We start from the raw sequence: 22,670 nt of genomic DNA, 5'->3' as shown, positions 1-22,670 counted from the left end.
AACGATTCCGTGAACGACCAACAACACCCGCACCAGCCAGCCTCGTCGGGATCAATCACCTCGCCGACGAAACCGCCACAAACTAACCCAAGTGACTCCAGTCAGCTTGACATCGCCCGTTTGCGGGCGGTTCGGGCAAAATCTCCGTCGAATTGGTTGGGTGGGAGAGGGGATCAGCTGAAGGCGGAAATGCCGGTCACGGCCCGGCCGACCAGCAGGGCGTTGATCTCGTAACTGCCCTCGTAGGAGTAGATCGCCTCCGCGTCTGCGAAGATCTTGGCCATTTCGTACTCGGTGCTGATGCCGTTCCCGCCGAGCAGCCCGCGTCCCAGGGCGACCGTTTCGCGCATCCGAGTCGTGCAAGCGGCCTTCGCGAGGGCCGCCTGGTCCATCGTGAGCCGTCCGCTCTCCTGCAGTCGCGCCAGCTGAACCATCAGGGACAGCGACAGGGTGGCGTTGCCGATCATGCGGGAGAGTTGCTCCTGCACCAGTTGGAAGGATGCGATGGGCACACCGAACTGGCGTCGCTCCAGCGCGTAGGCGCTGGCCACGTCGAAGGCGGCGAACTGCTGGCCGACGGCCTGCCACGACACCCAGACCCGGGAGTTCCGCAGCAACACGTTCGTGTCCTGGAAGCTCCGGCTGCCCGGCAGCCAGTTCGTGAGCGGGATCCGGACATCCGTCAGCGTGATGTCGGCGTTCTGCACGATCCGCACCGCGATCTTGTTCTCGATCGGGGTGGCCGTGAACCCGGGCCGTTCCTTCTCGACGATAAATCCCTTGATTTGCCGGTCCGCGGTGTCCCGGGCCCAGACCAGCACGTAGTCGGCCATGGCACCGTTGCCGATCCAGCGTTTGGTGCCGTTGAGCACCCACTCGTCGCCGCTCCGGGTGGCCGTGGTCTCCATCATCCGGGAGATGTCGGAGCCGTGCTCCGGTTCCGTCAGGGCGAATGCCCCGATCTTTTCCAGTTTCAGGAGGCCCGGCAGCAGACGTTCGCGCTGCTCGGGCGAGCCGAGCTCGGCGATGGCCGCGGCGAACAGTTCGTGGTGAACGCCGTAGAACGTGGAGATCGAGGTGTCGGCCCGGGTCAGTTCCATTTGCAGCAGCCCGGTGAGTAGATGGCTGGCCGCGGGGCCGGTCGCGGCAAGGTTCTGAGCGGCGAGGCGGGGCAGCAGCTCGAACGGGAACGCGGCCCGGTTCCAATACTCCACGGCGAGAGGCCGCACCTCGGCCTGGTAGAACGACCGCGCGGCGGCCAGCCGCTCGCGCTCACCGGGCGTGAGCAGGTCGGTGACGAAGATCAGGTCGGCGTCGACGTAGGGCGCTTCGTCCTGCCCGAGCCCGAGTTCCTGCCCGAGCCCGAGTTCCTGCCGGCCGAGCGGTGCGAAGAACGCGTCGACGGATGCCGGTGTCACCTCGCCGAGGCTGGCCGGCGACCACCGGGGGTTCCGGTCCTTGTCGATGACCTGGGCCCGGATGCCCTCCTGAAGTTCGGCCCGCTGCAAAAACCGCAGCGTCACCCGGTATTCCTGGTCGAGTACGGCCTCGAGGCTGGGGAGCCGCCGGGCCCGGCGCAGCGAGGCCAGTGTGACCGCGAGGGCCGTCGGCGATCTGGTGAGGATGACGGCGGCGGCGTCGCGCGCGGCCTCCACGGGTGAGCTCTGCAGGGCCGCGACGATGTCGCGCACGTCGTCGAACGCGTAGCACGCGTCGATCCAGTGCCGCTGGGCGCGGAGGGCGGACGGCGGGGGAGTCTCGGCGAGTTTGCGTACCGCCTCGGCCGCGTCGGTCACGGCCAGGGCGCGGGACAGGGCCGGGAGCCGGTGACTCGGCACGAAGTGGTCGGCCAGGCCCAGGGCGATGGCATCGGCCCCGGAAGCCATGGCGGCGGTCAGGGCGAGGTGGGTGCCGAGCTCGCCCGGGGCTCGGGACAACAGCCAGGTTCCTCCAACGTCAGGCACGAAGCCGATCGCGGTCTCCGGCATCCCCAACCGGGTGCGCTCGGTGACGATCCGGGTGTTCGCATGGCCGGAGACACCGACCCCGCCTCCGAGCACAACCCCGTCCATCACTGCCACGTACGGTTTCGGATACCGCTGGACCAGTGCGTTCAGATGGTACTCGTCGGCGAAGAAGCGGGCGGCCCGGGCATCGGCGTCCGCGCGCGCGTCGCCGTCCACGTCAGCGGCGCCGCGGTAGATCGAGACGATGTCGCCCCCGGCGCAGAGCCCGCGGTCACCACTGCCGGTGAGCAGGACCGTGTCGACCTGGTCGTCGGCGGCCCAGTCGGCCAGCACCGCGGACATCCGTTTGATCATCGGGTGCGTCAGCGCGTTCATGGCCGCCGGGCGGTCCAGGATGATCTGACCGAGCCTCCCGTCACGGCGCAACAGCAGATCCGGCCGGTCATCCATGAGCTCGAGCATGGACCCCACGCTACCGGCACGGCCTCAGATCGCTCGGAAGCGACTCCGCGGCGCCTCAGAAGCGGGCGAGCAGGTCCTCCTCCGTCTCGCATCCGCCGATGATGACCATGATCAGCAGGTTGGCGGTCATGACGACGTCGATCAATCCGACGCTCTTCACCCAGCCGGACCGGCTGCGGGAGGGGATGCCGGTGGAGGTTTCAGTCACCGGCCGATCCGTCGGAGATGCCGGACGGGAGACCCTTGGATCCAGTAGCGTGGGGCGCGTGCGCGGGAAGCCAGCGAGGGCCAGGGCGACCGGGGGCTCCCGGCGGCGTCCCGTGCCCTCGGTGCGCGTGCGCATCCTCGCGACGATCCTGCTGGTGGCCGCGGCAGGCATGTTCGCCGCCGCCACGACCGCCCACGTCGTGCAGCGCGAGAGAACCCTGGCCGGTGTCGACGCGTCGCTGACGGATGCCGTCGCCGACGCCCGCTTCATTGCCGTCGATGCCGGGGAGACCTCGCTGACCGGCGTGCTCGGCCAGGTCGTGCAACGCATCCGCCCCGGAACCAATGAGACGACCCTGGCGATCATCGACGGTTCCGCTGCCCTCGCGCCCGGCGGAGACGTGGATTTCCGACTCGAGGACGACGCAGCCTTCGTCACCCGGGTCACCGCGGAGACTGGAGGCGGAGACGTCGTTCTGGGCACCGTCAGCAGCCCCGGGCAGACCGTGCGCTACGTGGCCGCCCCGGTCACCGTCGCGAACGATCCCGGTGAAGGGGTGTTCGTGGCAGCGTTCGACCTCGATGCCGAGCTGGGGCCGGTGACGGATGCCTGGTTCACCTCCCTACGGGTCACGCTCGTCGCCCTCGTGGTGCTGGGACTGGTGGGCTGGTTCGTCTCCGGCCGGCTGCTGCGGCCTATCCGCTCGCTGCGCGAGACCGCCGCCCGGATCACGGCCTCGGACGTGAGCGAGCGAATCCCGGTGGCGGGCCGTGACGACGTGTCCGAGCTCACCCGCACCGTCAACGACATGCTCGACCGGCTCGAGGGCGCACTGACCGGGCAGCGACGGCTGCTCGACGACGTGGGACACGAACTCAAGACCCCGATCACGATCGTGCGCGGGCACCTCGAGCTGATGGACGCCGATGACCCGGCCGACGTGCGGGCCACACGCAGCCTCGCGATCGACGAACTCGACCGGATGAACGGGCTCGTGCGGGACATCTCCGCCCTGGCCGAACTCCAGCGACCGATGCGCCTGACCCGCACCCCGGTCGACATAGCGGCTCTCACCGAGCAGGTGCGCACGAAGGCCGCAGCGCTGTCGGGTCAGCACTGGGTGAGCACGGCGACTGCGGATGTCGTGGTGGACGTCGACGTCGAGAAGCTCACGCAGGCCCTGCTGCAGCTCGCGTCGAACGCCGCCAGTCACGGAGCGGCCAGCGGCACGGTCGACGTCGGCAGCTCCGCAGACCAAGACGCCTCGGGTACCCCGCGGCTGCGCCTGTGGGTGCACGATGACGGACCCGGGATCGATACCTCGGCCCAGGAGCACCTCTTCGAGCGTTTCCATCGGGGCGGGGGTGGGCGCGGAATGGCCGGCTCCGGTCTCGGGCTGGCGATCGTGCTGGCCATCGCGCGTGCGCACGGCGGCACGGTCACGATCGACTCGGGACCGGGCGCCGGCGCCACCTTTACGATCGAGCTGCCGCTGGTGTCGGCCGAGACCAGCCCCGACATGACGGAGATCCCTCAATGAGTCGAATCCTCATCGCCGAAGACGAACTGCGCATTTCCTCCTTCATCGAGAAGGGCCTGGCTGCGGCCGGCTTCGCCACCGTCACGGTCTTCTCCGGGCTCGACGCGCTGAACCATGCGCTTACCGGCGGGTTCGATCTGCTCGTGCTCGACATCGGGCTGCCCGGCATCGACGGCTACGAGGTGCTGCGGCGGCTGCAGGCCGAGCGCTCGACGCTACCGGTGATCGTGCTCACGGCCCGGGACTCGGCCGAGGACACCCTCACCAGCCTGCAGGGCGGTGCGAACGACTACATGGCCAAGCCGTTCCGCTTCGACGAGTTGCTGGCGCGCATCCGGTTGCGGCTCGCGGATGCCGTGCGCGTGGCCCCGGCCCTGCTCGCCGTCGACGGGCTCGAGCTCGACCTGCGCACCCGACGTGCCACCGTGGGCGACAGGCAGGTCGACCTATCGGCTCGGGAATTCGCACTCGCCGAGGAATTCCTGCGCAATCCGGAGCAGGTGCTCAGCCGCGAACAGCTGCTCAGCCGCGTCTGGGGCTACGATTTCGACCCGGGCTCCAACATCGTCGACGTCTACGTGGGCTACCTGCGGGCGAAATTCGGTGCCGCGCGGATCGAAACGGTCAGAGGAATGGGCTACCGGCTGCGCTGAGGACGGAATGTGGTCGTGAGCCCAGTGGTGGGGCGCGGGTCAGTCGTCGCTGTCGTGGCCGGAGTCGCCGGAGTCGTCGGGCTCTTCGGAGTCGTCGGAGTCGTCCAGGTCGTCGGACTCGTCGGACTCGTCGGAGTCATCCGAGTCGTCCGAGTGATCGTCGGCGTCGGCGTGACCGGAGTTGTCGGGGCGTCCGTCGCTGTCGTCGGGCGCGTCGTTGACGTCGTCACTCATGTCGGGCGCATCAGGGAAAACGGGGGGAGCAGGGACGTCCGTGCCGGTGTCGTCGCTCGACACACTGGAGACCGGAGTTGTGGCGGGGGAGGGAACCACTCCGGAATCGGCCTGGGCAGCCAGGAGGCCGATCGACATGAGTCCGGCGATACCAACGGTGGTGATGGCGATGGTGTGCTTGGTGCGGATCGTGAGCATGGCCTGACCTTTCATCTGCGCCGGCGGGCGACGGGGGATTCGCGGTGGGATCCACCACACTCCTACATTCCGACCCGGAGATAAGGCCGAAGCCAGAGGCCCGTGAGAGGTTTCTTAGGCGGGGTCCTGGATGAGACGCGAGGCGTCAGTCGCTGCCGTCGTCGGGCCGGTTGCCGCCGTGATCGTCATCGCCGTCGTCGATCACCACCGGCGTCGGGGCCGGCACCAGCTCGGGTGACTCGGGTGACGGGGTGGCGGAGGCGACCGGAGCGGGCGTGGAGGAAGAAATCGGTGCGGCCGGGTGCGGCGAGGGACCCACCTCGACCACGAGGGCCGGCACGTCGAGGGAGTCTCCCGGTTGGTCGGCGATGGAGAGCCCGCTCACCAGGGCGACCGCGCCGGTCGCCGCCAGGAGCAGGCCGCCAGCGGCACCGATCAGCAACACGGTGCGACGTCGGGAGCGGGAAGGGATCAGAGTGCTCATGGTCTTCTCCAGTCGACAGGTCGGGTTCAGTCTGGCCCGCAGCGATGAGACTCGGGCCAGGGGCGGATGAGAACTCTCTTATCTCCGGCTGGCGGTGCTGACGCCGCATTTGGCGGCAGCCCTCCGATGGGGCAAGCTGGTCCTGAGCATTGGGGATGCCATCACGAAGCCGAACACGCGTCGATTCGCGCTGCTGTCGCTGGTTCTCGGAACCGTCGTTCTCCTCAGCGGGTGCACTTCGGCCTCGCCCGGCCCCGCAGCGAGCGGCGAACCCGTGTCGGCCGAGATCGCCGTGCAGTTGGACGAGGCCGTGGCCGAGGCGATGACGTTGTCCGGGTCATCGGGCGCCCTGGTCGGCGTCTGGGCGGCCAACGGAGAATGGACGGCGGCGTCCGGAACGACCGAAATCGGCGGTTCGGCGCCCATGAGCGCCGACATGCACTTCCGCATCGGCACGAACACCACGGCCATGACCTGCACGGTGCTGCTCCGGCTCGTCGACACAGGCACTGTTGCGCTCGAAGACGAGGTCTCCACCTATTTGCCGCGCATCGTCGGTGTGGCGGGTGTCACGCTCGGCCAGCTCTGCCAGGGCACCTCCGGCCTGGGGTCGTACAGTCCTGCCCTTGCCGCAGAGTTCGTGCACAACCCTGCGCGCTCCTGGCCGGCGATGGAAGTGGTCTCACAGGGTCTGGCAGCGCCTCGAAGCGGTGTGCCGGGCAGTCGCTGGAGTCAGTCGAACACCGGCATCGTGCTGCTCGGGATGGCGCTCGAGCAGGCCACCGGCACGAAGTGGTCGGCGCTGTACGACCAGTACATCTTCCATCCGCTCGGGCTGCACGACACCTCATATCCCCATGCCGGCGACCTGAACCTCCCCTCCCCGCACGCGCACGGCTACGCCGCGACGGTGGGTGCCGACGGCCCGATCTGCACGGCCATCACCGATAGCACCCTGCTCTCCAACTCCATGAGCGGCGTGGCCGGCGGCGTCGTCTCAACGCTGGCAGACATGAAGATCTGGTCAAGCGCGCTCGCCGCGGGCAGCCTGCTGTCCGAAACGGCGACGCAGGCCCAGTGGGACACCGTGCCCGAGGACGTGGCGGCTCCGTCGTGGAAGCGATACGGCCTCGGCGCGGAGCAGATCGGACCGCTCCGCGGGGGCAGTGGCTCGATCCCCGGCTTCATCTCGGCCACCCTGGCCGATCCGGACGAGGCCCTGACCGTCGTTGTGGCACTGAACAACTCGAGCGCCGGCGACCAGTTCGCCCTGGCGCTCGCCCGACGGCTGGCCGCCATCATGGCCCGGGCGCCCGCCGAGGACACAGGCACGCCGTTGTGGGCGGCCCTGCCCTGGTCTGACGATCAGGCTCGGAGCGACCTCGCCGCCAACGGGGCCTGCCCGACCGATCCGACGGCCGTCACCGACGCGAACATCGACTAGGCCTGGTAGCCGCGTTCCCGGACCGCCGGGCGTACTCTGAACGTGTGAATTCAGCAGGAACGACCGATATCAACCAGGTGACCACCGCGCCGCTCGACCTGGCCGCGCACGTCGCTTCCGTTTCCACCGGATCCTGCGGGGCCGTCGTCACCTTCATCGGCCAGGTGCGCGACCACGATCCCGACGCGGCCGGGACGGTGACCGGCCTCGACTACAGCGCGCATCCGGACGCCGGCCGTATCCTGGCCGAGATCGTCAGCCGTTGCTCCCTGGAATACCCTCAGGTGAATCTCGCGATCAGCCATCGGATCGGCCACCTGGACGTGGGCGACGTGGCTCTGGTCGCGGCTGCGGCGAGCGCCCATCGCGCCGTCGCCTTCGAGGCCTGCGAACGCCTGGTGGAGACCGTCAAGCTCGAGGTTCCGATCTGGAAGAAGCAGTACGAGGTCGACGGGTCCACCGCCTGGGTAGGTCTGACCTGACCAGCTTCGGCGGCTATTTTATTAAAATGGACGTGTATCCTTTTTACATCTGCACGGCTCGGTCGTGCCACTCTGGAGGAACCGTCCCATGACCGCCGAACCCATCACCCCGAGCAGCGCGCACACCTGCAACTGCTCCCATGACGACGCCGAGACCATCGTGCTCGACGGTCGCACCATCCCGCACGCGGTACGCCACTCGGCCATCTTCGGCGCCCTGGAGGCCATCCAGATCGGCTTCTCGCTTGACCTGATCGCCCCGCACGACCCGCTGCCCCTCCTGGCGCAGTTGGACAAGGCGCGCCCCGGCGCGTTCACCGTCTCGTATGCGGAACGCGGCCCGGAGGCCTGGCGCATCCGCTTCACCCGGGCCGCCTGAGCCTGGGGATTCGACACGACCGGCGCAGAGACGGGTGACTGGCGAATGGTCACGGCCCCGCGTGTGTCTCGCACACCAAACCAGCTCGGTGATGACATCGTGACCCGTGCCAGGCGCACCGTGCCTCTGCGCAGCACCTGTGCACAACCTCATCCGTGCGGTGCCGCCATGCGGCTCACCATTCTCCGGCAGATCCCGATTTTCCAGGACCTCCCACCCGGAGCGCTGGCCGACCTGGCCGAACGGATGCCGGCGCTCTCCTGGGGCCCCGGAGACACCCTGTTCTCCGCCGGCGAGCCGTCCGAGCATGTGTACGTGCTGGCGGCCGGCCAGGCGAAGGCATTCCGATCGACTTCGACCGGGCAGTTCACGAGCCTCGACTTCCTCGGACCGGGCGACCTGCTGGGCAGCCTGACCGCGCAGGATGAGGGTCGGTACCCCGAAACGGCCGTCGCGCTGGTCACCACCTGTGCCTTGCGCCTGGAATCGGTTGTATTCCGGGAGGTGTTGCTCTCGCACCCACCGGTGGCGCTGCGGGTGCTCGACGTCGTCGTCGACCGGCTTCATCAGGCCCGGTCGCTGGAGGCCGAGCAGGCCTCCGCCACCGTCACCAGGCGGGTGGCAGCGACGCTGCTGCGCCTCGCCGACACGTTCGGCGTGCCAGGGGAGCGCGCCGGGACGACCCTGATCCAACTACCCCTGACCCGCGCCGACCTGGCCGCCATGACCGGCACGAGCGCCGAGTCGGCGTCCCGGGCCATGAGCGTCCTGCGTCGGCACGGACTCATCGATTCCGGGCGGCGCTGGACCGCCGTGCTCGACCGTCCCGGCCTGGTTGCGGCAAAGTGACGACGGTCATGGTTACCGCGCCGGATCGTTCGTAATGTCGTGGCCATGACAACAATCACCTCCACCCCGACCCCCACCACCGCCCACACCATCCTGCGTGCCGACGGCTTCTCCTGCCCGTCCTGCGTGGCCAAGATCGAGAAGCAGATCGGCCGCCTCGCCGGAGTCACCGCCGTGACCGTGTTCTTCTCTTCGGCCCGGATCGAGGTCGACCATGACCCGGCCGTCGTGAGCACGGATGCCCTCATCGCCGCCGTCGGCAAGGCCGGCTACACAGCCCGCCTGGCCGCGTTCTGATCGGCGGACCGGGGAGGTTGACATGACCATCGTGCGCCGCTACCTGATTCCCCTGGCTTCCGGGGCGTTGATCGTCGCCGGGTGGCTGCTCGGCCTGCTGCCGGTCCCGGCCCTCGTCGCCGACGCGGCGATGGCTGCTGCCGCGGTCGTGGCAGGGGCGCCGATCATCCGAACGGCCGGGCGGGCGTTGTCCGCCCGGGTGGTCGGTATCGACCTGCTCGTCTCGGTCGCCTTCCTCGGCGCGATCGTGCTCGGCGAATACTGGGAGGCCGCGGCCGTGACTTTCCTGTTCGCGATCGGGCACGCCCTCGAATCAGCCACGCTCAACCGCACCCGGTCCGCGCTGACCGCGCTTGTGGCGCTTGCCCCTGACGTCGCCGTCGTGTTTCGGAACGGTGAGCAGTGCGAGGTTCCAGCCGGGTCCGTGCTGACGGGGGAGACCGTGCTGGTCAAGAACGGTGCGCGGGTGCCCGTCGACGGAACCGTGCAGCAGGGTGTCGGCACCCTCGACGAGGCCTCGATCACGGGGGAGTCGCTTCCGGTGGAGAAGACCGTCGGCGACCGCGTCTTCGCCGGCACCATCTCGACCGGCGGCTTCCTGCAGGTGCGGGCCACCGAGGTCGGCGCGGCCACCACCCTGGCCCATATCGTGCACCGGGTCGAGGAGGCGCAGGACGCCACGGCCCCGACCCAGGTCTTCATGGACCGGTTCTCAGCCTGGTACACCCCCGGCATCCTGGTGCTCGCCCTCGTGGTCGGGCTGGTCACCGGCGACGTGTTCCTGGCGCTGACCCTGCTCGTGATCGGCTGCCCCGGCGCCCTGGTCATCTCGATCCCGGTCGCCATAGTCGCCGGGATCGGCCGCGCCGCGCAGATGGGAATCCTGATCAAGGGCGGCGAGTTCCTTGAGACCGCCGCGAAGATCACGGTCGTCGCCGTCGACAAGACGGGCACCCTCACCCGAGGTCGCCCGACCCTGACGGACGTCGTGGTGCTCGACCCCACCCTGACCCGGGCCGAGGTGCTCGACTGGGCTTCCCGGGCCGAGGCCGGCTCCGAGCATCCGCTGGCCGGAGCAATCGTCCAGGCCGCCGCGCGGGAGGGATTGTCGGGGCTCGTCGCACTGCCCGAACACGTGACAAACCTTCCCGGGCAGGGCATCGTGGTTGGCGTGGCCGGCCGCACCGTCATGATCGGCAATCCGGCCCTGCTCCGCACCCACGGGGTCAAGGGCGCGGATGCCGCAACATCGGTGGCCGCCGGTCTCGCCGCCAGTGGGCGCACGCCGCTGATCGTCGTGCTCGACGGCGTCATCGCCGGTGTTCTGGCCGTGGCCGACGAGGTGCGCCCCGACGCCGCCGCCATGGTCATGCGGTTGCACGCGGCCGGGGTCGCCCGCGTCGTCATGCTCACCGGCGACGGGCCGCTGGTGGCGCAGGCCGTGGGCGCCGCCGTCGGGATCGAGGAACTGCGCTCGTCGCTGATGCCGGAGGACAAGCTCAACGTCGTCGCCGGACTTCGGCGCGCCGGCCATGTCGTGGCGATGGTGGGAGACGGCGTCAACGACGCCCCGGCCCTGGCCACGGCGCACATCGGCATCGCGATGGGCGCGGCCGGTTCGGCAGTGGCGACCGAGACCGCCGACATCGCGCTGATGGGTGACAACCTGCTGATGCTCCCCGCCGCCATCGATCTGGCCCGCAGCACGGTGCGCGTGATGCACCAGAACGTGGCTCTCGCACTGGTCACGGTTGTCCTGCTGCTGGCCGGGGTGCTGTTCGGCGGCGTGACGATGGCGGTCGGCATGCTCCTGCACGAGGCATCCGTGCTGATCGTGATCGTGAACGCGATGCGCCTGCTGCGCCGGTCCGGGCCTGGCGCGGAACGGCAATCACCGGAACTGCATCGTCAAGAAAAGTCAGAGAAATCAGATAAAAAGGAGATGATGGTGTGATGACATCGCCCTACCCCGCGTCGAGCTACCGTACGCTCGCCTCGTTCAGCAGGATCCAGCTGCTGTTCTTCCTGCAGCAGCGCGGCACGATGACGGTGGGTGACTTGGCCGAGGCTACCGGCCTGCACCACAACACGGCCCGTGAGCACCTGCAGCGCCTGATCGGTGACGGTTTCGTCACGTGCCAGCCGGAAAGCAAGGACTCCAAGGGTCGGCCCCGGATGCTCTACAGCGCGGCTACCGGGCCGGGCCACGCCGACGGCTCAATCCGGGCTGCGAAGGTCGACGCCGCCGAGCGCCATGGCGACCAGGTGCGACGGATGCTGCGAGTTGAGGCGGTCATCCACTCACCGCTGCAGCGGCAACTGGACGCCCTCGACGAACACCTCGACGGGTCCGGCTTCGACGCGCGGCTCGCGATGGACGGTGCCGAAGGCGACCATGTGCACCTGCACGAGTGCCCGTACATCGAGATGGTCACAGCGCATCCCGAGGTCTGCCGGGTGCACTTCGGACTGTTGAAAAGCCTGCTCGAAGGCACCGAGGGTCCCCTGAGCGCCGATGCGCTGCATCCGCTGGTCGAACCCAACACCTGCATCCTCGACCTGCACCGGGCGGAGGCCGTACCGGAGCCGGAAGCAAAGCGGGAGCCGGAGCCGGATACGGAAACGGATCCGGTGCCGGCGATCATTTGTCACGGCGTTTCCGGCTTGTAGCGTTTTTGCCTTCCCCGGAGACTGGAGTGCGAGGGTGGTTGCCGACCGTGGCGACCCCGGGCAGTGCAAGGGGCACGTTGTGAAAACACTCAAGAATTCGGCCTTCTCGAAGCCGGCCAAGCCGGTCAAGCCGGTCAAGCCTGGCATCGACGGCCCCATCGACGACACGATCCTGAAACTCGGGCGGTTCCTGCGCCGCGGCAAGGCCTCACCCGACCTGCGCTCCGTGTTCCTTGAGGGCGGCCGCGACGCCGACTCGTTCTACCGTGACCGCTGGACCCATGACAAAGAGGTGCGGTCCACCCACGGCGTGAACTGCACCGGCTCCTGCTCCTGGAAGGTGTATGTCAAAGACGGCATCATCACGTGGGAGACCCAGCAGACCGACTATCCGTCCGTCGGCCCCGACTCACCCGAATACGAGCCCCGCGGCTGCCCCCGCGGAGCCGCTTTCAGCTGGTACACCTACTCGCCGACCCGTGTGAAGTACCCCTACGTGCGCGGCGTGCTGCTCGACCTCTATCGTGCTGCGAAGGCCCGCACCGGCGACCCGGTGCTCGCCTGGGCCGAGGTCACCGGCAACCCCGAGAGCGCCCGCGCCTACAAGAGCGCCCGAGGCAAGGGTGGCCTGGTGCGTGCCAGCTGGGACGAGGCTGCCGAAATCGTGGCCGCCGCTCACGTGCACACCATTAAGAAGTACGGCCCCGACCGTATCGCCGGCTTCTCGCCGATCCCCGCCATGTCGATCGTCTCGCAGGGGGTGGGCAACCGGTTCATCTCCATTCTCGGCGGCACCATGCTCTCGTTCTACGACTGGTACGCCGACCTTCCCGTCGCGTCCCCGCAGGTGTTCGGCGACCAGACCGACGTGCCGGAATCGGCCGACTGGTGGAACTCGTCCTACCTGATCATGTGGGGCTCCAACGTGCCGGTCACCCGCACGCCCGACGCGCACTTCATGGTCGAGGCCCGCTACAAGGGCCAGAAGGTCATCACCGTCTCGCCCGACTACGCCGACAATTCCAAGTTCGCCGACGAGTGGCTGGCCGTGCACCCCGGCACCGACGGCGCGCTGGCGCTGGCCATGGGCCACGTCGTGCTCAAGGAATTCCTGGTCGACCGTCGCACGCCGCGCTTCGTCGACTACATGAAGCGTTACAGCGACTCCGCCTACCTGATCAGCCTCACCAAGCGCGGCGACGCGTACGTGCCCGGCAAGTTCGTGACCGCGGATGCCCTGCCCGGCCTCGACCCGACCGTCGCCAGCGCCGCGTTCAAGCCGGTGCTCCTGGACCAGAACGGCCAGGTCGTCGTGCCCAACGGTTCGATCGGGCACCGCTTCTCCGAAACCGACGTCGGCAAGTGGAACCTCGACCTCGAGGGAGTCGATCCGCTTCTGTCGATCGCGGACGCACCCGACTACGACCAGGCCTCCGTCGCCATCGACATGCCCCGGTTCGACGTCGCCCCGGAAAGCGACGAGATCGGCGAGCAGCACGCGGGCGGAGCCGGCGTCATCCGTCGCGGCGTGCCCGTGCGCATGGTGGCCGGTCAGCTGGTCACGACCGTGTTCGACCTGCTGCTCGCACAGTACGGCGTCGGCCGCCCGGGTCTGCCCGGCGTCTGGCCCACCGGCTACGACGACGCCACCTCGCCCGGCACTCCGGCCTGGCAGGAGGGAATCACCTCGGTGCCGATGCAGGCCGCCGAACGCATCGGCCGCGAGTTCGCGCAGAATGCGGAAGACTCGGGTGGGCGTTCGATGATCCTGATGGGGGCCGGAACCAACCACTGGTTCCACTCCGACACCATCTACCGAGCCTTCCTCGCCCTGACCACCATGACCGGCTGCCAGGGCGTCAACGGCGGCGGCTGGGCCCACTACGTCGGCCAGGAGAAGGTGCGCCCGCTCACCGGCTATGGCCAGTATGCGTTCGGCCTGGACTGGGTGCGCCCGCCACGCCAGATGATCGGCACGGGCTTCTTCTACCTCGCCACCGACCAGTGGCGCTACGACGGCCTCTCCGCCGACACCCTCTCCAGCCCGCTCGGCACCGGCACCTTCAAAGACCGCACCACCGCCGACTGCCTGGTCGAGTCGACCAAGCGCGGCTGGATGCCCGGTTACCCCACCTTCAACCGCAACTCGCTCGACCTCGTCGACGACGCGGTCGCCGCGGGCGTCGACCCGGCCCAGTACGTCGTCGAGTCACTCGGCGACGGCACCCTCGAGTACGCCATCGAGGACCCGGACGCGCCGGAGAACTTCCCGCGCATCCTCGACGTCTGGCGGGCCAATGTGATCGGCTCCTCCGGCAAGGGCAATGAATACTTCCTCAAGCACCTGCTCGGCACCAAGAACGCCGTGCGCGCCCCCGAATCGCCGCCCGAGAAGCGCCCGAAGTCGATGAAGTGGCACGAGACCGCGCCCGAGGGCAAGCTCGACCTGATGGTCACCAGCGACTTCCGCATGACGAGCACGACCATCTTCAGCGACGTGGTGCTGCCCCCGGCCACCTGGTACGAGAAGAACGACCTGTCGACCACCGACATGCACCCGTTCATCCACTCGTTCAACCCGGCGATCGCCCCGCCGTGGCAGGCGAAGACCGACTTCGACATCTTCCACATCCTCGCCGAGAAGATCTCGGAGATGAGCGTGGAGCACCTCGGGGTGCGCAAGGACCTCGTCGCGGTTCCGCTGCTGCACGACACCCCGGATGCGATGAGCGCCCCGCATGGCATCGTCGAGTACGACCAGGTTCTGGTGCCCGGCGTGACCATGCCCAAACTGGTCGTCGTCGAACGCGACTACCCGGCTTTCGCCGCCCGCCTCGGCGCCCTCGGGCCGCTGACCGAGAAGCTGGGCATGATGACCAAGGGCGTCAAGTTCAACCCCGACGTCGAGGTGGCCTACCTGGCCAAGAAGAACGGGCTGGTCGAGAGCGGCCCCGCCGCGGGCCGGCCGCAGCTGAAGACGGCCATTCAGGCCTGTGAAATGGTGCTGGCGCTGTCCGGCACGACCAACGGCCGGCTCGGCACGCAGGGCTTCCGCCAGATGGAGGAGCGCACCGGCATGAAGCTGGCGCACCTGGCCAGCGACAACGAGGGGCGCCGCTTCTCCTATCCGGATGTGCAGGGTGCGCCGGTCCCGGTGCTCACCTCCCCGGAGTGGTCCGGCAGCGAGCACGGTGGCCGGCGCTACAGCGCGTTCACGATTAACGTGGAGCACCTGAAGCCCTGGCACACCCTCACCGGGCGGCAACACTTCTACCTCGACCACGACTGGATGATCGAGCTGGGGGAGACCCTGCCGATCTTCCGGCCGCCGTTGGACATGCACCGCCTCTTCGACGATTCCATCGTCGGGTCCACTGTGGCGACCGGTGCGACCGGCTCGACAGGGCGCGCCGAGGTGGCCGTGCGCTACCTCACCCCGCACTCGAAATGGTCGATCCATTCCGAATACCAGGACAACCTGATGATGCTGTCCTTGTCCCGCGGGGGGCCGACCATCTGGATGTCGCCCCTCGACGCGGACAAGATCGGCGTTCGCGACAACGAGTGGATCGAGTCCTACAACCGCAACGGCGTCGTCGTGGCCCGTGCGATCGTGTCGCACCGGATGCCCGAGGGCACCGTGTACATGTACCACGCGAAGGATCGAACCATCAACGTGCCGATCGCCGAGACGAGCGGGATGCGCGGTGGCACGAACAACTCGCTCACCCGCATCCTGCTGAAGCCCAGCCACCTGATCGGTGGCTACGCCCAGCTGTCCTTCGCATTCAATTACCTCGGCCCGACCGGGAACCAACGCGACGAGGTCACCGTGATCCGTCGACGCAGCCAGGAGGTTGAGTACTAAATGCGCGTAATGGCTCAAATGTCGATGATCATGAATCTCGACAAGTGCATCGGGTGCCACACCTGCTCGGTCACCTGCAAGCAGGTCTGGACCAACCGCACCGGTGTCGAGTACGTCTGGTTCAACAACGTGGAGACCAAGCCCGGCGTCGGTTATCCGCGCCGCTACGAAGACCAGGAGAAATGGAAAGGCGGCTGGCAGCGCAATAAGCGCGGACGTCTGAAACTGCGCTCCGGCGGCCGGATCAAGCGCCTCGCCACCATCTTCAACAACCCGGACCTCCCCGTGATCGACGACTACTACGAGCCGTGGACCTACGACTACGACATGCTGACCAAGGCTCCGCTGAGCACGGAGAGCCCCGTCGCCCGGCCCAAGTCGCTGCTCACGGGCCAGAACATGGACATCAAGTGGTCCGGTAACTGGGACGACAACCTCGGCGGCTCGCAGGAGACCGCGGCCGACGACCCCATCCTCGCCACCATGAGCGAACACGTGAAGATGGAGTTCGAGAACACCTTCATGTTCTACCTGCCGCGCATCTGCGAGCACTGCCTGAACCCCGCCTGCGTCGCGGCCTGCCCCTCGGGCGCCATGTACAAACGCGAGGAAGACGGCATCGTCCTCGTTGACGAAGACGGCTGCCGCGGCTGGCGCATGTGCGTCTCCGCCTGCCCCTACAAGAAGGTCTACTTCAACCACAAGACGGGCAAGGCCGAGAAGTGCACCCTCTGCTACCCGTTGATCGAGCAGGGCAAGCCCACCATCTGCTCGGAGACCTGCGTCGGCCGGCTGCGCTACCTCGGCCTGATGCTCTACGACGCCGACGCGGTCCTCGCGCAGGCCTCGGTCGAGAACGAGCACGACCTGCTGGATGCCCAGCGCGCCTGTTTCCTCGACCCATTCGACCCTGAGATCATCGCCGCGGCGAAGGCCGAGGGCATGGAGGACGACTGGATTCTCGCAGCCCAGAACAGCCCGATCTACAAGCTCATCTCCGAGTACAAGGTGGCCCTGCCGCTGCACCCGGAGTACCGCACCATGCCCATGGTCTGGTACATCCCCCCGCTGTCCCCGGTGGTCGACGTCATCTCGACGACCAACAACGACGGTGAGGACGCCCGCACCCTCTTCGCCGCCATCGACAAGCTCCGCATCCCGGTGGAGTACCTGGCGGGTCTGTTCTCGGCCGGCGACGTCGTGCCCGTCGAGTCCTCTCTGCGCAAGCTCGCCGCCATGCGGTCCTACATGCGCGACATCAACCTGGGGCGCGACCGCGACGAGACGATTCCGGAGGCGGTCGGTATGACCGGTACCGAGATCGAGGCCATGTATCGTCTACTGGCCATCGCCAAGTACGAGGACCGGTACGTCATCCCCAAGGCGCACGTGGAGACGGCTCGTGAGCTGGAGGAACTCGCCTGCTCGCTCGACACCGACGGCGGCCCCGGCATGGGCGGCCCGACCGCCGCCACGGCGGCGGGCCCGTACGGGAAGACCCCCGGGATGCCGCTGAACGCGACCGTCGACAACTACAACGAGATGGTCGGCAAGGGTGGGGAACGCACCAAGCCGACCACGCCGGGCCGGGTGAACCTGCTCAACTGGACCGGCACTGGTGTGCCCGACGGCATGTTCCCGCCGAAGGCCAGCGGGAGTCCCGCATGAGACTGAAGCTCCCGACCCGCAAGGTCACTGCGCTGCCCCTGTCGGCGGAGGACGGCCGCCTGGCGCATATGGCGGCATCGATACTGCTCGACTACCCCACCGAGGAGCGCCGGGCGCGCTTTGCTGCTGTCGCCGCGTCGGTGGCGTCGCTGCCGGATCCGCTTCGCAACGCCTTCGAGGCGTTCCTGACGCAGGCGGATGCGATGACGCAGCAGGAGCTGGAGATCCACTTCACGGCCACGTTCGACCTCAAGCGCAAGTGCTGCCCGTACCTGAGCTACTACGCTGCGGGGGACACCCGCCGCCGCGGCATGGCACTCGTGCGCTTCGTCGAGGCCTACCGCGCAGCCGGCTGGGAGGTCGCGGCGGAGGAACTGCCCGACTACCTGCCGATGGTGCTCGAATTCTCCGCGCTGAGCGACTCGCCCATCGCTCAAGAACTGCTCGCCGCGCACCGGGACGGGATCGAGGTGCTCCGCACGGCACTCGAGGCGGTGCCGAGTCCCTACGCCCATGTCGTGGAGGCGGTGTCCCTGTCTCTGCCTAAAATCGACGAGGAAACGCGTCAGCGCTACCTCAACTTGGTGAACGAGGGTCCGCCGACCGAGACGGTCGGCATGACCTTCCTCGGCAATCTCAAACCGTTCTCGCCCTCCGGCGCGAACAGCGAGGACGTACGAGTATGAATCCGCTCGATATTCTGCTCTGGGTGGCGTTCCCCTACGCCGCCGCCGGGGTCTTCATCGTCGGTCACCTGCTGCGCTACCGGTTCGACCAGTTCGGCTGGACCTCAAGGTCGAGCCAGACCTACGAGAACAAGTGGCTGCGCTGGGGTTCGCCCATGTTCCACTACGGCATCCTGATGGTCTTCGGCGGTCACATCGTCGGACTCTTCATCCCCAAGCCCTGGCTCGAGTTCTTCGGTGTCACCGAGCACATCTACCACCTCGGTGCGACCTGGCTGGGCAGTGTCGCAGCGGTGCTGACCATCGCCGGCCTGGTCATCCTGCTGATCCGTCGCCGCCTGGTCGCCCGGGTCAAGCTGGTCACCACCGTGATGGACAAGGTCATGTACCTGTTCCTCGCCGGCACGATCGCATTCGGCACGACCGCGACGGTGCTGTACCAGGTGCTCGGAGCCGGCTACGACTACCGCGGGTCGATCTCGCCGTGGATCCGCAGTCTCTACGGCTTCCAGCCTGACCCGTCGCTGATGAGCGATGTGCCGTTCTTCTTCCAACTGCACGTGCTCTGTGCGACGAGCCTGTTCCTGCTGTGGCCGTTCACCCGGCTGGTGCACGTCTTCTCGGCGCCGCTCGGGTACTTCGTGCGGCCCTACATCGTCTACCGCTCGCGGGACGGCCACCGCGGTGCGGGTGCCGTGAAAGCCCGCCGCGGCTGGGAGAAGAGCGAACTGCCGCGCGAGAAGGCGGGCAGCCGCCGCTAGGCGTTGACTCCGGCCGGCGGCCGGGCAATCGTAGATGTCTGAGGGCTCGTTCCCATATCTCGATCTGCCCGATCTGCCTGCCGCCCGAAAGGTCGCCGTTCATGGCCGCACCCGCCGTCCACCACCTCAGCGTCGACGAGCGGAAGGCGCGTGGCAAGGGCGCCCGTGAGCGCGCTCCGCTCACCAGCCACCGGGGCTGGGTTCCCGCCGCAGACCGCCCCGACCCCGTCGCCATGCTCGAGGCGCAGAACGTCACCCGGGAACAGGACCTGGTGCCGGTCCGGCATGGCCGGATGCTGGTTTCCCCCTTCACCTTCTACCGCGGCGCGGCCAAGATCATGGCCGAGGATCTGAAGGACACGCCGCGGGCCGGTCTGGTATCCCAGCTGTGCGGTGACGCCCACCTCTCCAACTTCGGCATGTTCGCCTCGCCCGAGCGTCAGCTCCTGTTCGACCTGAACGACTTCGACGAGACCCTCCCCGGACCGTTCGAATACGACGTGCTGCGGATGTCCGCGAGCTTCACGATCGCGGCCCGGAACAACGGCTTCAGCGCGAGCGACACCCGGGATGTGACGCTCGCGGCGGTGCGGTCCTACCGTGAGGCTATGGGCAGGTTCGCCACCATGGGCACCATGGACGTGTGGTACGCCCGACTGTCCGAAGACGAGGTGACCGCCGTCATGCAGGGGGTCATCGGCAGCCGGAAGGGCAAGCAGCGCAACGCCGCCGAGGCCATCGGCAAGAACGTACGGCGCAACGCCGCGAAGGCCCGTACCCGCGACAGCCTGCAGGCGCTGTCCAAGCTCGCCGAGTTCGTGGACGGGCAGTACCGGATCGTCAGTCGACCTCCCATCGTCATTCCCGCCCGGGAGCTGATGGACTACTTCAGCATGTCTCCCGATGAGACCCGGCACGCTGTGCAGGGGCAACTCCGCGCCTACCGAACCACACTGGAGCATGACCGTCGTCACCTGCTCGAGCAGTACCGGATCGTCGACGTGGCCCGCAAGGTCGTCGGCGTCGGTAGCGTCGGCACCCGGTCATTCATCGCCCTGCTCCAGGGCCGCGACGAGCAGGACCCGCTCTTCCTGCAGCTCAAGGAGGCGACGGCATCCGTGCTGGAGGACCACCTGCCGAAAAGCCGTTACACGCAGCCGGGAGAGCGCGTCGTGCAGGGGCAGCGGATGATGCAGGCCGCCAGCGACATCTACCTGGGCTGGACGAAGGGCGTGCAGGAGAACCGCTACCTCTACTGGCGTCAGCTGCGTGACATGAAGGGGTCGGCCGTGATCGAAATCATGGAACCGCTCGCCATGTCGTTCTACGCCCGGATCTGTGGCTGGACGCTCGCCCGAGCGCACGCCCGCTCTGGCCATCCGATCGCAATCACGGCGTACCTCGGCACGAGCGACAAGTTCGACGTGTCGGTCGCCGACTTCTCGGCCCGCTACGCGGACCAGAACGACCGGGACTATGCACGGTTCGCCGAAGCCGTTCGTTCCGGTCGCATCCAGGCCCTCGACGGCGTCTAGGCGAGCCGGTAACGAAGGCACATCACGCGGTGAGCGCGTCGGCGCACGGCGAGGAGCATTCAGCGGCAGGTGCACGCCAGAATGCGTCGGAGCGGCGCGTCACCAAGCGCAGCCTGCCCTTCGTGGCAGGGAAACCTCAACCTCCCTAGCATTGCAAACGAGCCACGAACGTGCGTGCGCACCGTACGTCCGGTTTGGCCAGAATCCTCAAGGAGTCCCATGTTCGATACGATCTTCGGCCTTCCTCTGCATCCCCTCATCGTGCACGCCACCGAGGTCGTCGTGCCGGCAGCAGCCCTCGTCGTGCTGCTCGCTGCCCTCTGGCCCCGGTTCCGCCGCTGGTCCGGATTCCTGCCGCTCGGCCTGGCCCTGGCCGCCCTCGTGCTGGTGCCGCTGGCCCGTGAGACCGGTGAGAAACTCAAGGACCGAGTGGTGGAGACCGCGCTGGTCGAAACTCATTCCGAGATGGCCGAGGGCCTGCTGCCGTGGGTTGCCGGCTTGGTCGTCGTCGCCGCCATGCTGCTCTGGTGGAACTACCGAGCGACCGTCGGCCGGACCATCGTTGCCCGCGCACCGAAGTGGGTGGCCATCGTGCTGGCCGTGGCCGCGCTGATCGCCGCCACCGGGACCACCGTGCAGGCCGTCCGTATCGGACACAGCGGGGCCGCCGCCGTTTGGTCGGAGGTCGGGGGAGTGCCGGCGCCCCCGAACTCCGACGACGACTGAAACGACGACGACTGATCAGCCGGTCACTGAGCTACGGCAACCTCGCGGGCCATTCAGGCGTGCGCTCGAGCACGCCGTCCGCCAGCGGGACGCCCAGCCGTGCACGGGAGCGTCGACCTGGATCGCGAAGTGCAGCGTGTCCCTGCCGTGATCGTATGACTAGCTGGGGAAGGGTGCACCCTTGCGGGCGTAGTAGAACCAGGCGAGCCACGTGCAGAAGACGCAGAACACGGCGCAACTGGTGAAGAACGCGGTCGGGCTGATGACCGTGAGCGAGATTCCCACCACGAACGGTCCGAAGGCGGCGATGGCGGATGTCCACGCGATGGCCCCGCCGGCCTGGCGCTTCGGGAAGATCATCGGCATCTGCTTGAACGTGCCCGCGTTGGCCAACCCGGCGAAGAAGAAGATGATCAGCATGCCGGTGAGGAAGCCCCAGAACTCGTCCACGCTGGTCGGGGTGAGGAAGAACGCCGTGAGGGCCGTGCCGGCCACCATGCCGAGACCGCCGATGAAGGTGAAGATCGCGCCGCCCCATTTGTCGCAGAACGGGCCGCTGGCGGCTCGCACCAGGGCGCCGAGGACCGGGCCGATGAAGGCGAAGGCCAACGGGTTCGGGGCATTCGGGAAGTCACCGTAGACGTTGAGGATGATCAGGCCCATCTGGGCCGCGAGGCCGCTGTAGGCGCCGAAGCTCATCAGGTAGATGGCCGTCATGATCCAGGTGTGCTTGACCCCGAAGATGTCCATCTGCTGACGGAAGTTGGCCGTGATGGGAACTCGGCGCAGGTACACGACGGCCAGGACGACGGCTAGCAGGGCCCAGGGGATGAGCACGAGTCCACCGTTGTGCAGCCAGACGAGGTCACCCTCGGCGCTACTCTGCGGGGTGAGGGCGGCTGTGCCGAGCAGACCGAATCCGACCACCCAGGGCAGGATCAGCTGCATGAGGCCGATGCCGAAGTTTCCGAGGCCTGCCTGCAGGCCCAGGGCTGTTCCGGCGAGGCGCTTGGGGAAGAAGTAGCTGGTCGAGGCCATGAAACCGGAGAACGTGCCGCCGCCGATACCGGCCGCGAATGCCAAAGCGAGCAGCACCCAGTAGGGCGTGGACGTGTCCCGGGCGGCGAGGGTCCAGCCGAGCATGGGGATGACGAGGAGGGCCGATGACATGGCGACGAGCGAGCGGGTGCCCATGATCGGCGGCAGGAACATGAAGACCAGGCGCAGCAGGCCGCCCGCGAGGCCGGGGAGGGCGACGAGCCAGTACAACTGGCTGGGCTCGAGGGAATAGCCGATGTCGTTCAGACGCGGCGCGATCGCGCTGACAAGGTACCAGGCGGCGAAGCTGAGGGTCAGGCTGAAGGTGGTGATCCACAGGGTGCGCCAGGCGAGCTTCGGATCCCACGTCTCGTCGTTCTCCGGATCCCAGTTGGATAGATCCGGTTTGAGCTTCGAGGCGAACTGCGTTGTCGTTTCGACTGACATGTGCTTCCTTGGCCTGGGTGGGCTGTCGGGCACACGGCCCGCGTAGCTTCCACCCTCGCGGTGCGGCCGGAATG

Annotated in this window: 20 protein-coding genes; 15 read left to right on the top strand and 5 right to left on the bottom strand. The window is 67.9% G+C overall.

Going from position 1 to position 22,670, the window contains the following annotated elements; translation table 11 throughout:
• Positions 1–173 precede the first annotated feature (173 nt).
• Both E3O65_RS17480 and E3O65_RS16740 read right to left on the bottom strand, forming a co-directional pair.
• Complete coding sequence (locus tag E3O65_RS17480; RefSeq protein WP_338419191.1) at positions 174–2,429, bottom strand: 3-hydroxyisobutyryl-CoA hydrolase; 2,256 nt, start codon at positions 2,427–2,429, stop codon at positions 174–176.
• 55 nt (positions 2,430–2,484) lie between these two features.
• Entirely contained in the window at positions 2,485–2,637 is a 153-nt protein-coding gene (locus tag E3O65_RS16740) for a hypothetical protein (RefSeq protein WP_166785739.1), read from the bottom strand.
• Between the two features lie 58 nt (positions 2,638–2,695).
• Here E3O65_RS16740 and E3O65_RS12890 point away from each other — a divergent pair, with 58 nt between their 5' ends.
• Positions 2,696–4,177, top strand: coding sequence for a sensor histidine kinase (locus tag E3O65_RS12890; RefSeq protein ID WP_166785738.1), 1,482 nt, complete (start codon positions 2,696–2,698; stop codon positions 4,175–4,177).
• Complete coding sequence (locus tag E3O65_RS12885; RefSeq protein WP_134364084.1) at positions 4,174–4,830, top strand: response regulator transcription factor; 657 nt, start codon at positions 4,174–4,176, stop codon at positions 4,828–4,830. The genes E3O65_RS12890 and E3O65_RS12885 overlap by 4 nt, the downstream gene beginning before the upstream one ends.
• A gap of 39 nt (positions 4,831–4,869) precedes the next feature.
• On the opposite strand, the gene E3O65_RS12880 is transcribed toward E3O65_RS12885, so the two are convergent.
• Both E3O65_RS12880 and E3O65_RS12875 read right to left on the bottom strand, forming a co-directional pair.
• Positions 4,870–5,262, bottom strand: coding sequence for a hypothetical protein (locus tag E3O65_RS12880; RefSeq protein ID WP_134364083.1), 393 nt, complete (start codon positions 5,260–5,262; stop codon positions 4,870–4,872).
• Between the two features lie 145 nt (positions 5,263–5,407).
• Complete coding sequence (locus E3O65_RS12875) at positions 5,408–5,746, bottom strand: hypothetical protein (RefSeq protein ID WP_134364082.1); 339 nt, start codon at positions 5,744–5,746, stop codon at positions 5,408–5,410.
• Between the two features lie 94 nt (positions 5,747–5,840).
• Here E3O65_RS12875 and E3O65_RS12870 point away from each other — a divergent pair, with 94 nt between their 5' ends.
• From E3O65_RS12870 to E3O65_RS12810, 13 genes are all read left to right on the top strand, one after another.
• Entirely contained in the window at positions 5,841–7,190 is a 1,350-nt protein-coding gene (locus E3O65_RS12870; protein ID WP_134364081.1) for a serine hydrolase domain-containing protein, read from the top strand.
• Between the two features lie 44 nt (positions 7,191–7,234).
• Entirely contained in the window at positions 7,235–7,672 is a 438-nt protein-coding gene (locus E3O65_RS12865; RefSeq protein WP_134364080.1) for a molybdenum cofactor biosynthesis protein MoaE, read from the top strand.
• A gap of 88 nt (positions 7,673–7,760) precedes the next feature.
• Positions 7,761–8,051: a DUF2249 domain-containing protein gene (locus tag E3O65_RS12860; RefSeq protein WP_134364079.1), complete on the top strand. Its 291-nt coding sequence runs from the start codon at positions 7,761–7,763 to the stop codon at positions 8,049–8,051.
• 168 nt (positions 8,052–8,219) lie between these two features.
• A complete protein-coding gene (locus E3O65_RS12855) occupies positions 8,220–8,900 on the top strand; it encodes a Crp/Fnr family transcriptional regulator (protein ID WP_134364078.1) in 681 nt (226 codons plus the stop codon).
• 45 nt (positions 8,901–8,945) lie between these two features.
• Positions 8,946–9,197 (top strand): heavy-metal-associated domain-containing protein, encoded by a 252-nt coding sequence (locus tag E3O65_RS12850; RefSeq protein ID WP_134364077.1) that lies wholly within the window; start codon positions 8,946–8,948, stop codon positions 9,195–9,197.
• A gap of 22 nt (positions 9,198–9,219) precedes the next feature.
• Positions 9,220–11,151 (top strand): heavy metal translocating P-type ATPase, encoded by a 1,932-nt coding sequence (locus E3O65_RS12845; RefSeq protein ID WP_134364076.1) that lies wholly within the window; start codon positions 9,220–9,222, stop codon positions 11,149–11,151.
• Positions 11,151–11,867 (top strand): helix-turn-helix transcriptional regulator, encoded by a 717-nt coding sequence (locus E3O65_RS17240; protein WP_241985752.1) that lies wholly within the window; start codon positions 11,151–11,153, stop codon positions 11,865–11,867. The genes E3O65_RS12845 and E3O65_RS17240 overlap by 1 nt, the downstream gene beginning before the upstream one ends.
• Positions 11,868–12,012: 145 nt before the next feature.
• Complete coding sequence (locus E3O65_RS12835) at positions 12,013–15,735, top strand: nitrate reductase subunit alpha (RefSeq protein WP_422386424.1); 3,723 nt, start codon at positions 12,013–12,015, stop codon at positions 15,733–15,735.
• Positions 15,736–17,403: a nitrate reductase subunit beta gene (narH, locus tag E3O65_RS12830; RefSeq protein WP_134364073.1), complete on the top strand. Its 1,668-nt coding sequence runs from the start codon at positions 15,736–15,738 to the stop codon at positions 17,401–17,403.
• A complete protein-coding gene (gene narJ, locus E3O65_RS12825) occupies positions 17,400–18,089 on the top strand; it encodes a nitrate reductase molybdenum cofactor assembly chaperone (protein WP_134364072.1) in 690 nt (229 codons plus the stop codon). The genes narH and narJ overlap by 4 nt, the downstream gene beginning before the upstream one ends.
• Positions 18,086–18,850, top strand: coding sequence for a respiratory nitrate reductase subunit gamma (gene narI / locus E3O65_RS12820; protein ID WP_134364071.1), 765 nt, complete (start codon positions 18,086–18,088; stop codon positions 18,848–18,850). Before narJ ends, narI begins: the two co-directional genes overlap by 4 nt.
• 101 nt (positions 18,851–18,951) lie before the next feature.
• Positions 18,952–20,385 (top strand): DUF2252 domain-containing protein, encoded by a 1,434-nt coding sequence (locus E3O65_RS12815; protein WP_134364070.1) that lies wholly within the window; start codon positions 18,952–18,954, stop codon positions 20,383–20,385.
• A gap of 219 nt (positions 20,386–20,604) precedes the next feature.
• Complete coding sequence (locus E3O65_RS12810) at positions 20,605–21,111, top strand: DUF2231 domain-containing protein (RefSeq protein WP_134364069.1); 507 nt, start codon at positions 20,605–20,607, stop codon at positions 21,109–21,111.
• A 159-nt stretch (positions 21,112–21,270) separates the two neighbouring features.
• On the opposite strand, the gene E3O65_RS12805 is transcribed toward E3O65_RS12810, so the two are convergent.
• Positions 21,271–22,596, bottom strand: a complete 1,326-nt coding sequence (locus tag E3O65_RS12805; RefSeq protein ID WP_134364068.1) for an MFS transporter — start codon at positions 22,594–22,596, stop codon at positions 21,271–21,273.
• Between the last annotated feature and the right edge of the window lie 74 nt (positions 22,597–22,670).

Origin of the sequence: Cryobacterium breve, from assembly GCF_004402375.1 — a bacterium.
Taxonomy (GTDB): Bacteria; Actinomycetota; Actinomycetes; order Actinomycetales; family Microbacteriaceae; genus Cryobacterium; species Cryobacterium breve.
Note: the sequence above shows the minus strand (reverse complement) of the source record. Positions and strands in the feature narration are given on the sequence as shown.

Excerpts from the sequence above, each read along its gene's own strand:
- E3O65_RS17480 (WP_338419191.1), bottom strand. The coding sequence starts at position 2,429 with ATGCTCGAGCTCATGGATGACCGGCCGGATCTGCTGTTGCGCCGTGAC.
- E3O65_RS12885 (WP_134364084.1), top strand. The coding sequence starts at position 4,174 with ATGAGTCGAATCCTCATCGCCGAAGACGAACTGCGCATTTCCTCCTTC.
- E3O65_RS12880 (WP_134364083.1), bottom strand. The coding sequence starts at position 5,262 with ATGCTCACGATCCGCACCAAGCACACCATCGCCATCACCACCGTTGGT.
- E3O65_RS12875 (WP_134364082.1), bottom strand. The coding sequence starts at position 5,746 with ATGAGCACTCTGATCCCTTCCCGCTCCCGACGTCGCACCGTGTTGCTG.
- E3O65_RS12860 (WP_134364079.1), top strand. The coding sequence starts at position 7,761 with ATGACCGCCGAACCCATCACCCCGAGCAGCGCGCACACCTGCAACTGC.
- E3O65_RS12855 (WP_134364078.1), top strand. The coding sequence starts at position 8,220 with ATGCGGCTCACCATTCTCCGGCAGATCCCGATTTTCCAGGACCTCCCA.
- E3O65_RS12850 (WP_134364077.1), top strand. The coding sequence starts at position 8,946 with ATGACAACAATCACCTCCACCCCGACCCCCACCACCGCCCACACCATC.
- E3O65_RS12845 (WP_134364076.1), top strand. The coding sequence starts at position 9,220 with ATGACCATCGTGCGCCGCTACCTGATTCCCCTGGCTTCCGGGGCGTTG.
- E3O65_RS17240 (WP_241985752.1), top strand. The coding sequence starts at position 11,151 with ATGACATCGCCCTACCCCGCGTCGAGCTACCGTACGCTCGCCTCGTTC.
- narH (WP_134364073.1), top strand. The coding sequence starts at position 15,736 with ATGCGCGTAATGGCTCAAATGTCGATGATCATGAATCTCGACAAGTGC.
- narJ (WP_134364072.1), top strand. The coding sequence starts at position 17,400 with ATGAGACTGAAGCTCCCGACCCGCAAGGTCACTGCGCTGCCCCTGTCG.
- narI (WP_134364071.1), top strand. The coding sequence starts at position 18,086 with ATGAATCCGCTCGATATTCTGCTCTGGGTGGCGTTCCCCTACGCCGCC.
- E3O65_RS12815 (WP_134364070.1), top strand. The coding sequence starts at position 18,952 with ATGGCCGCACCCGCCGTCCACCACCTCAGCGTCGACGAGCGGAAGGCG.
- E3O65_RS12810 (WP_134364069.1), top strand. The coding sequence starts at position 20,605 with ATGTTCGATACGATCTTCGGCCTTCCTCTGCATCCCCTCATCGTGCAC.
- E3O65_RS12805 (WP_134364068.1), bottom strand. The coding sequence starts at position 22,596 with ATGTCAGTCGAAACGACAACGCAGTTCGCCTCGAAGCTCAAACCGGAT.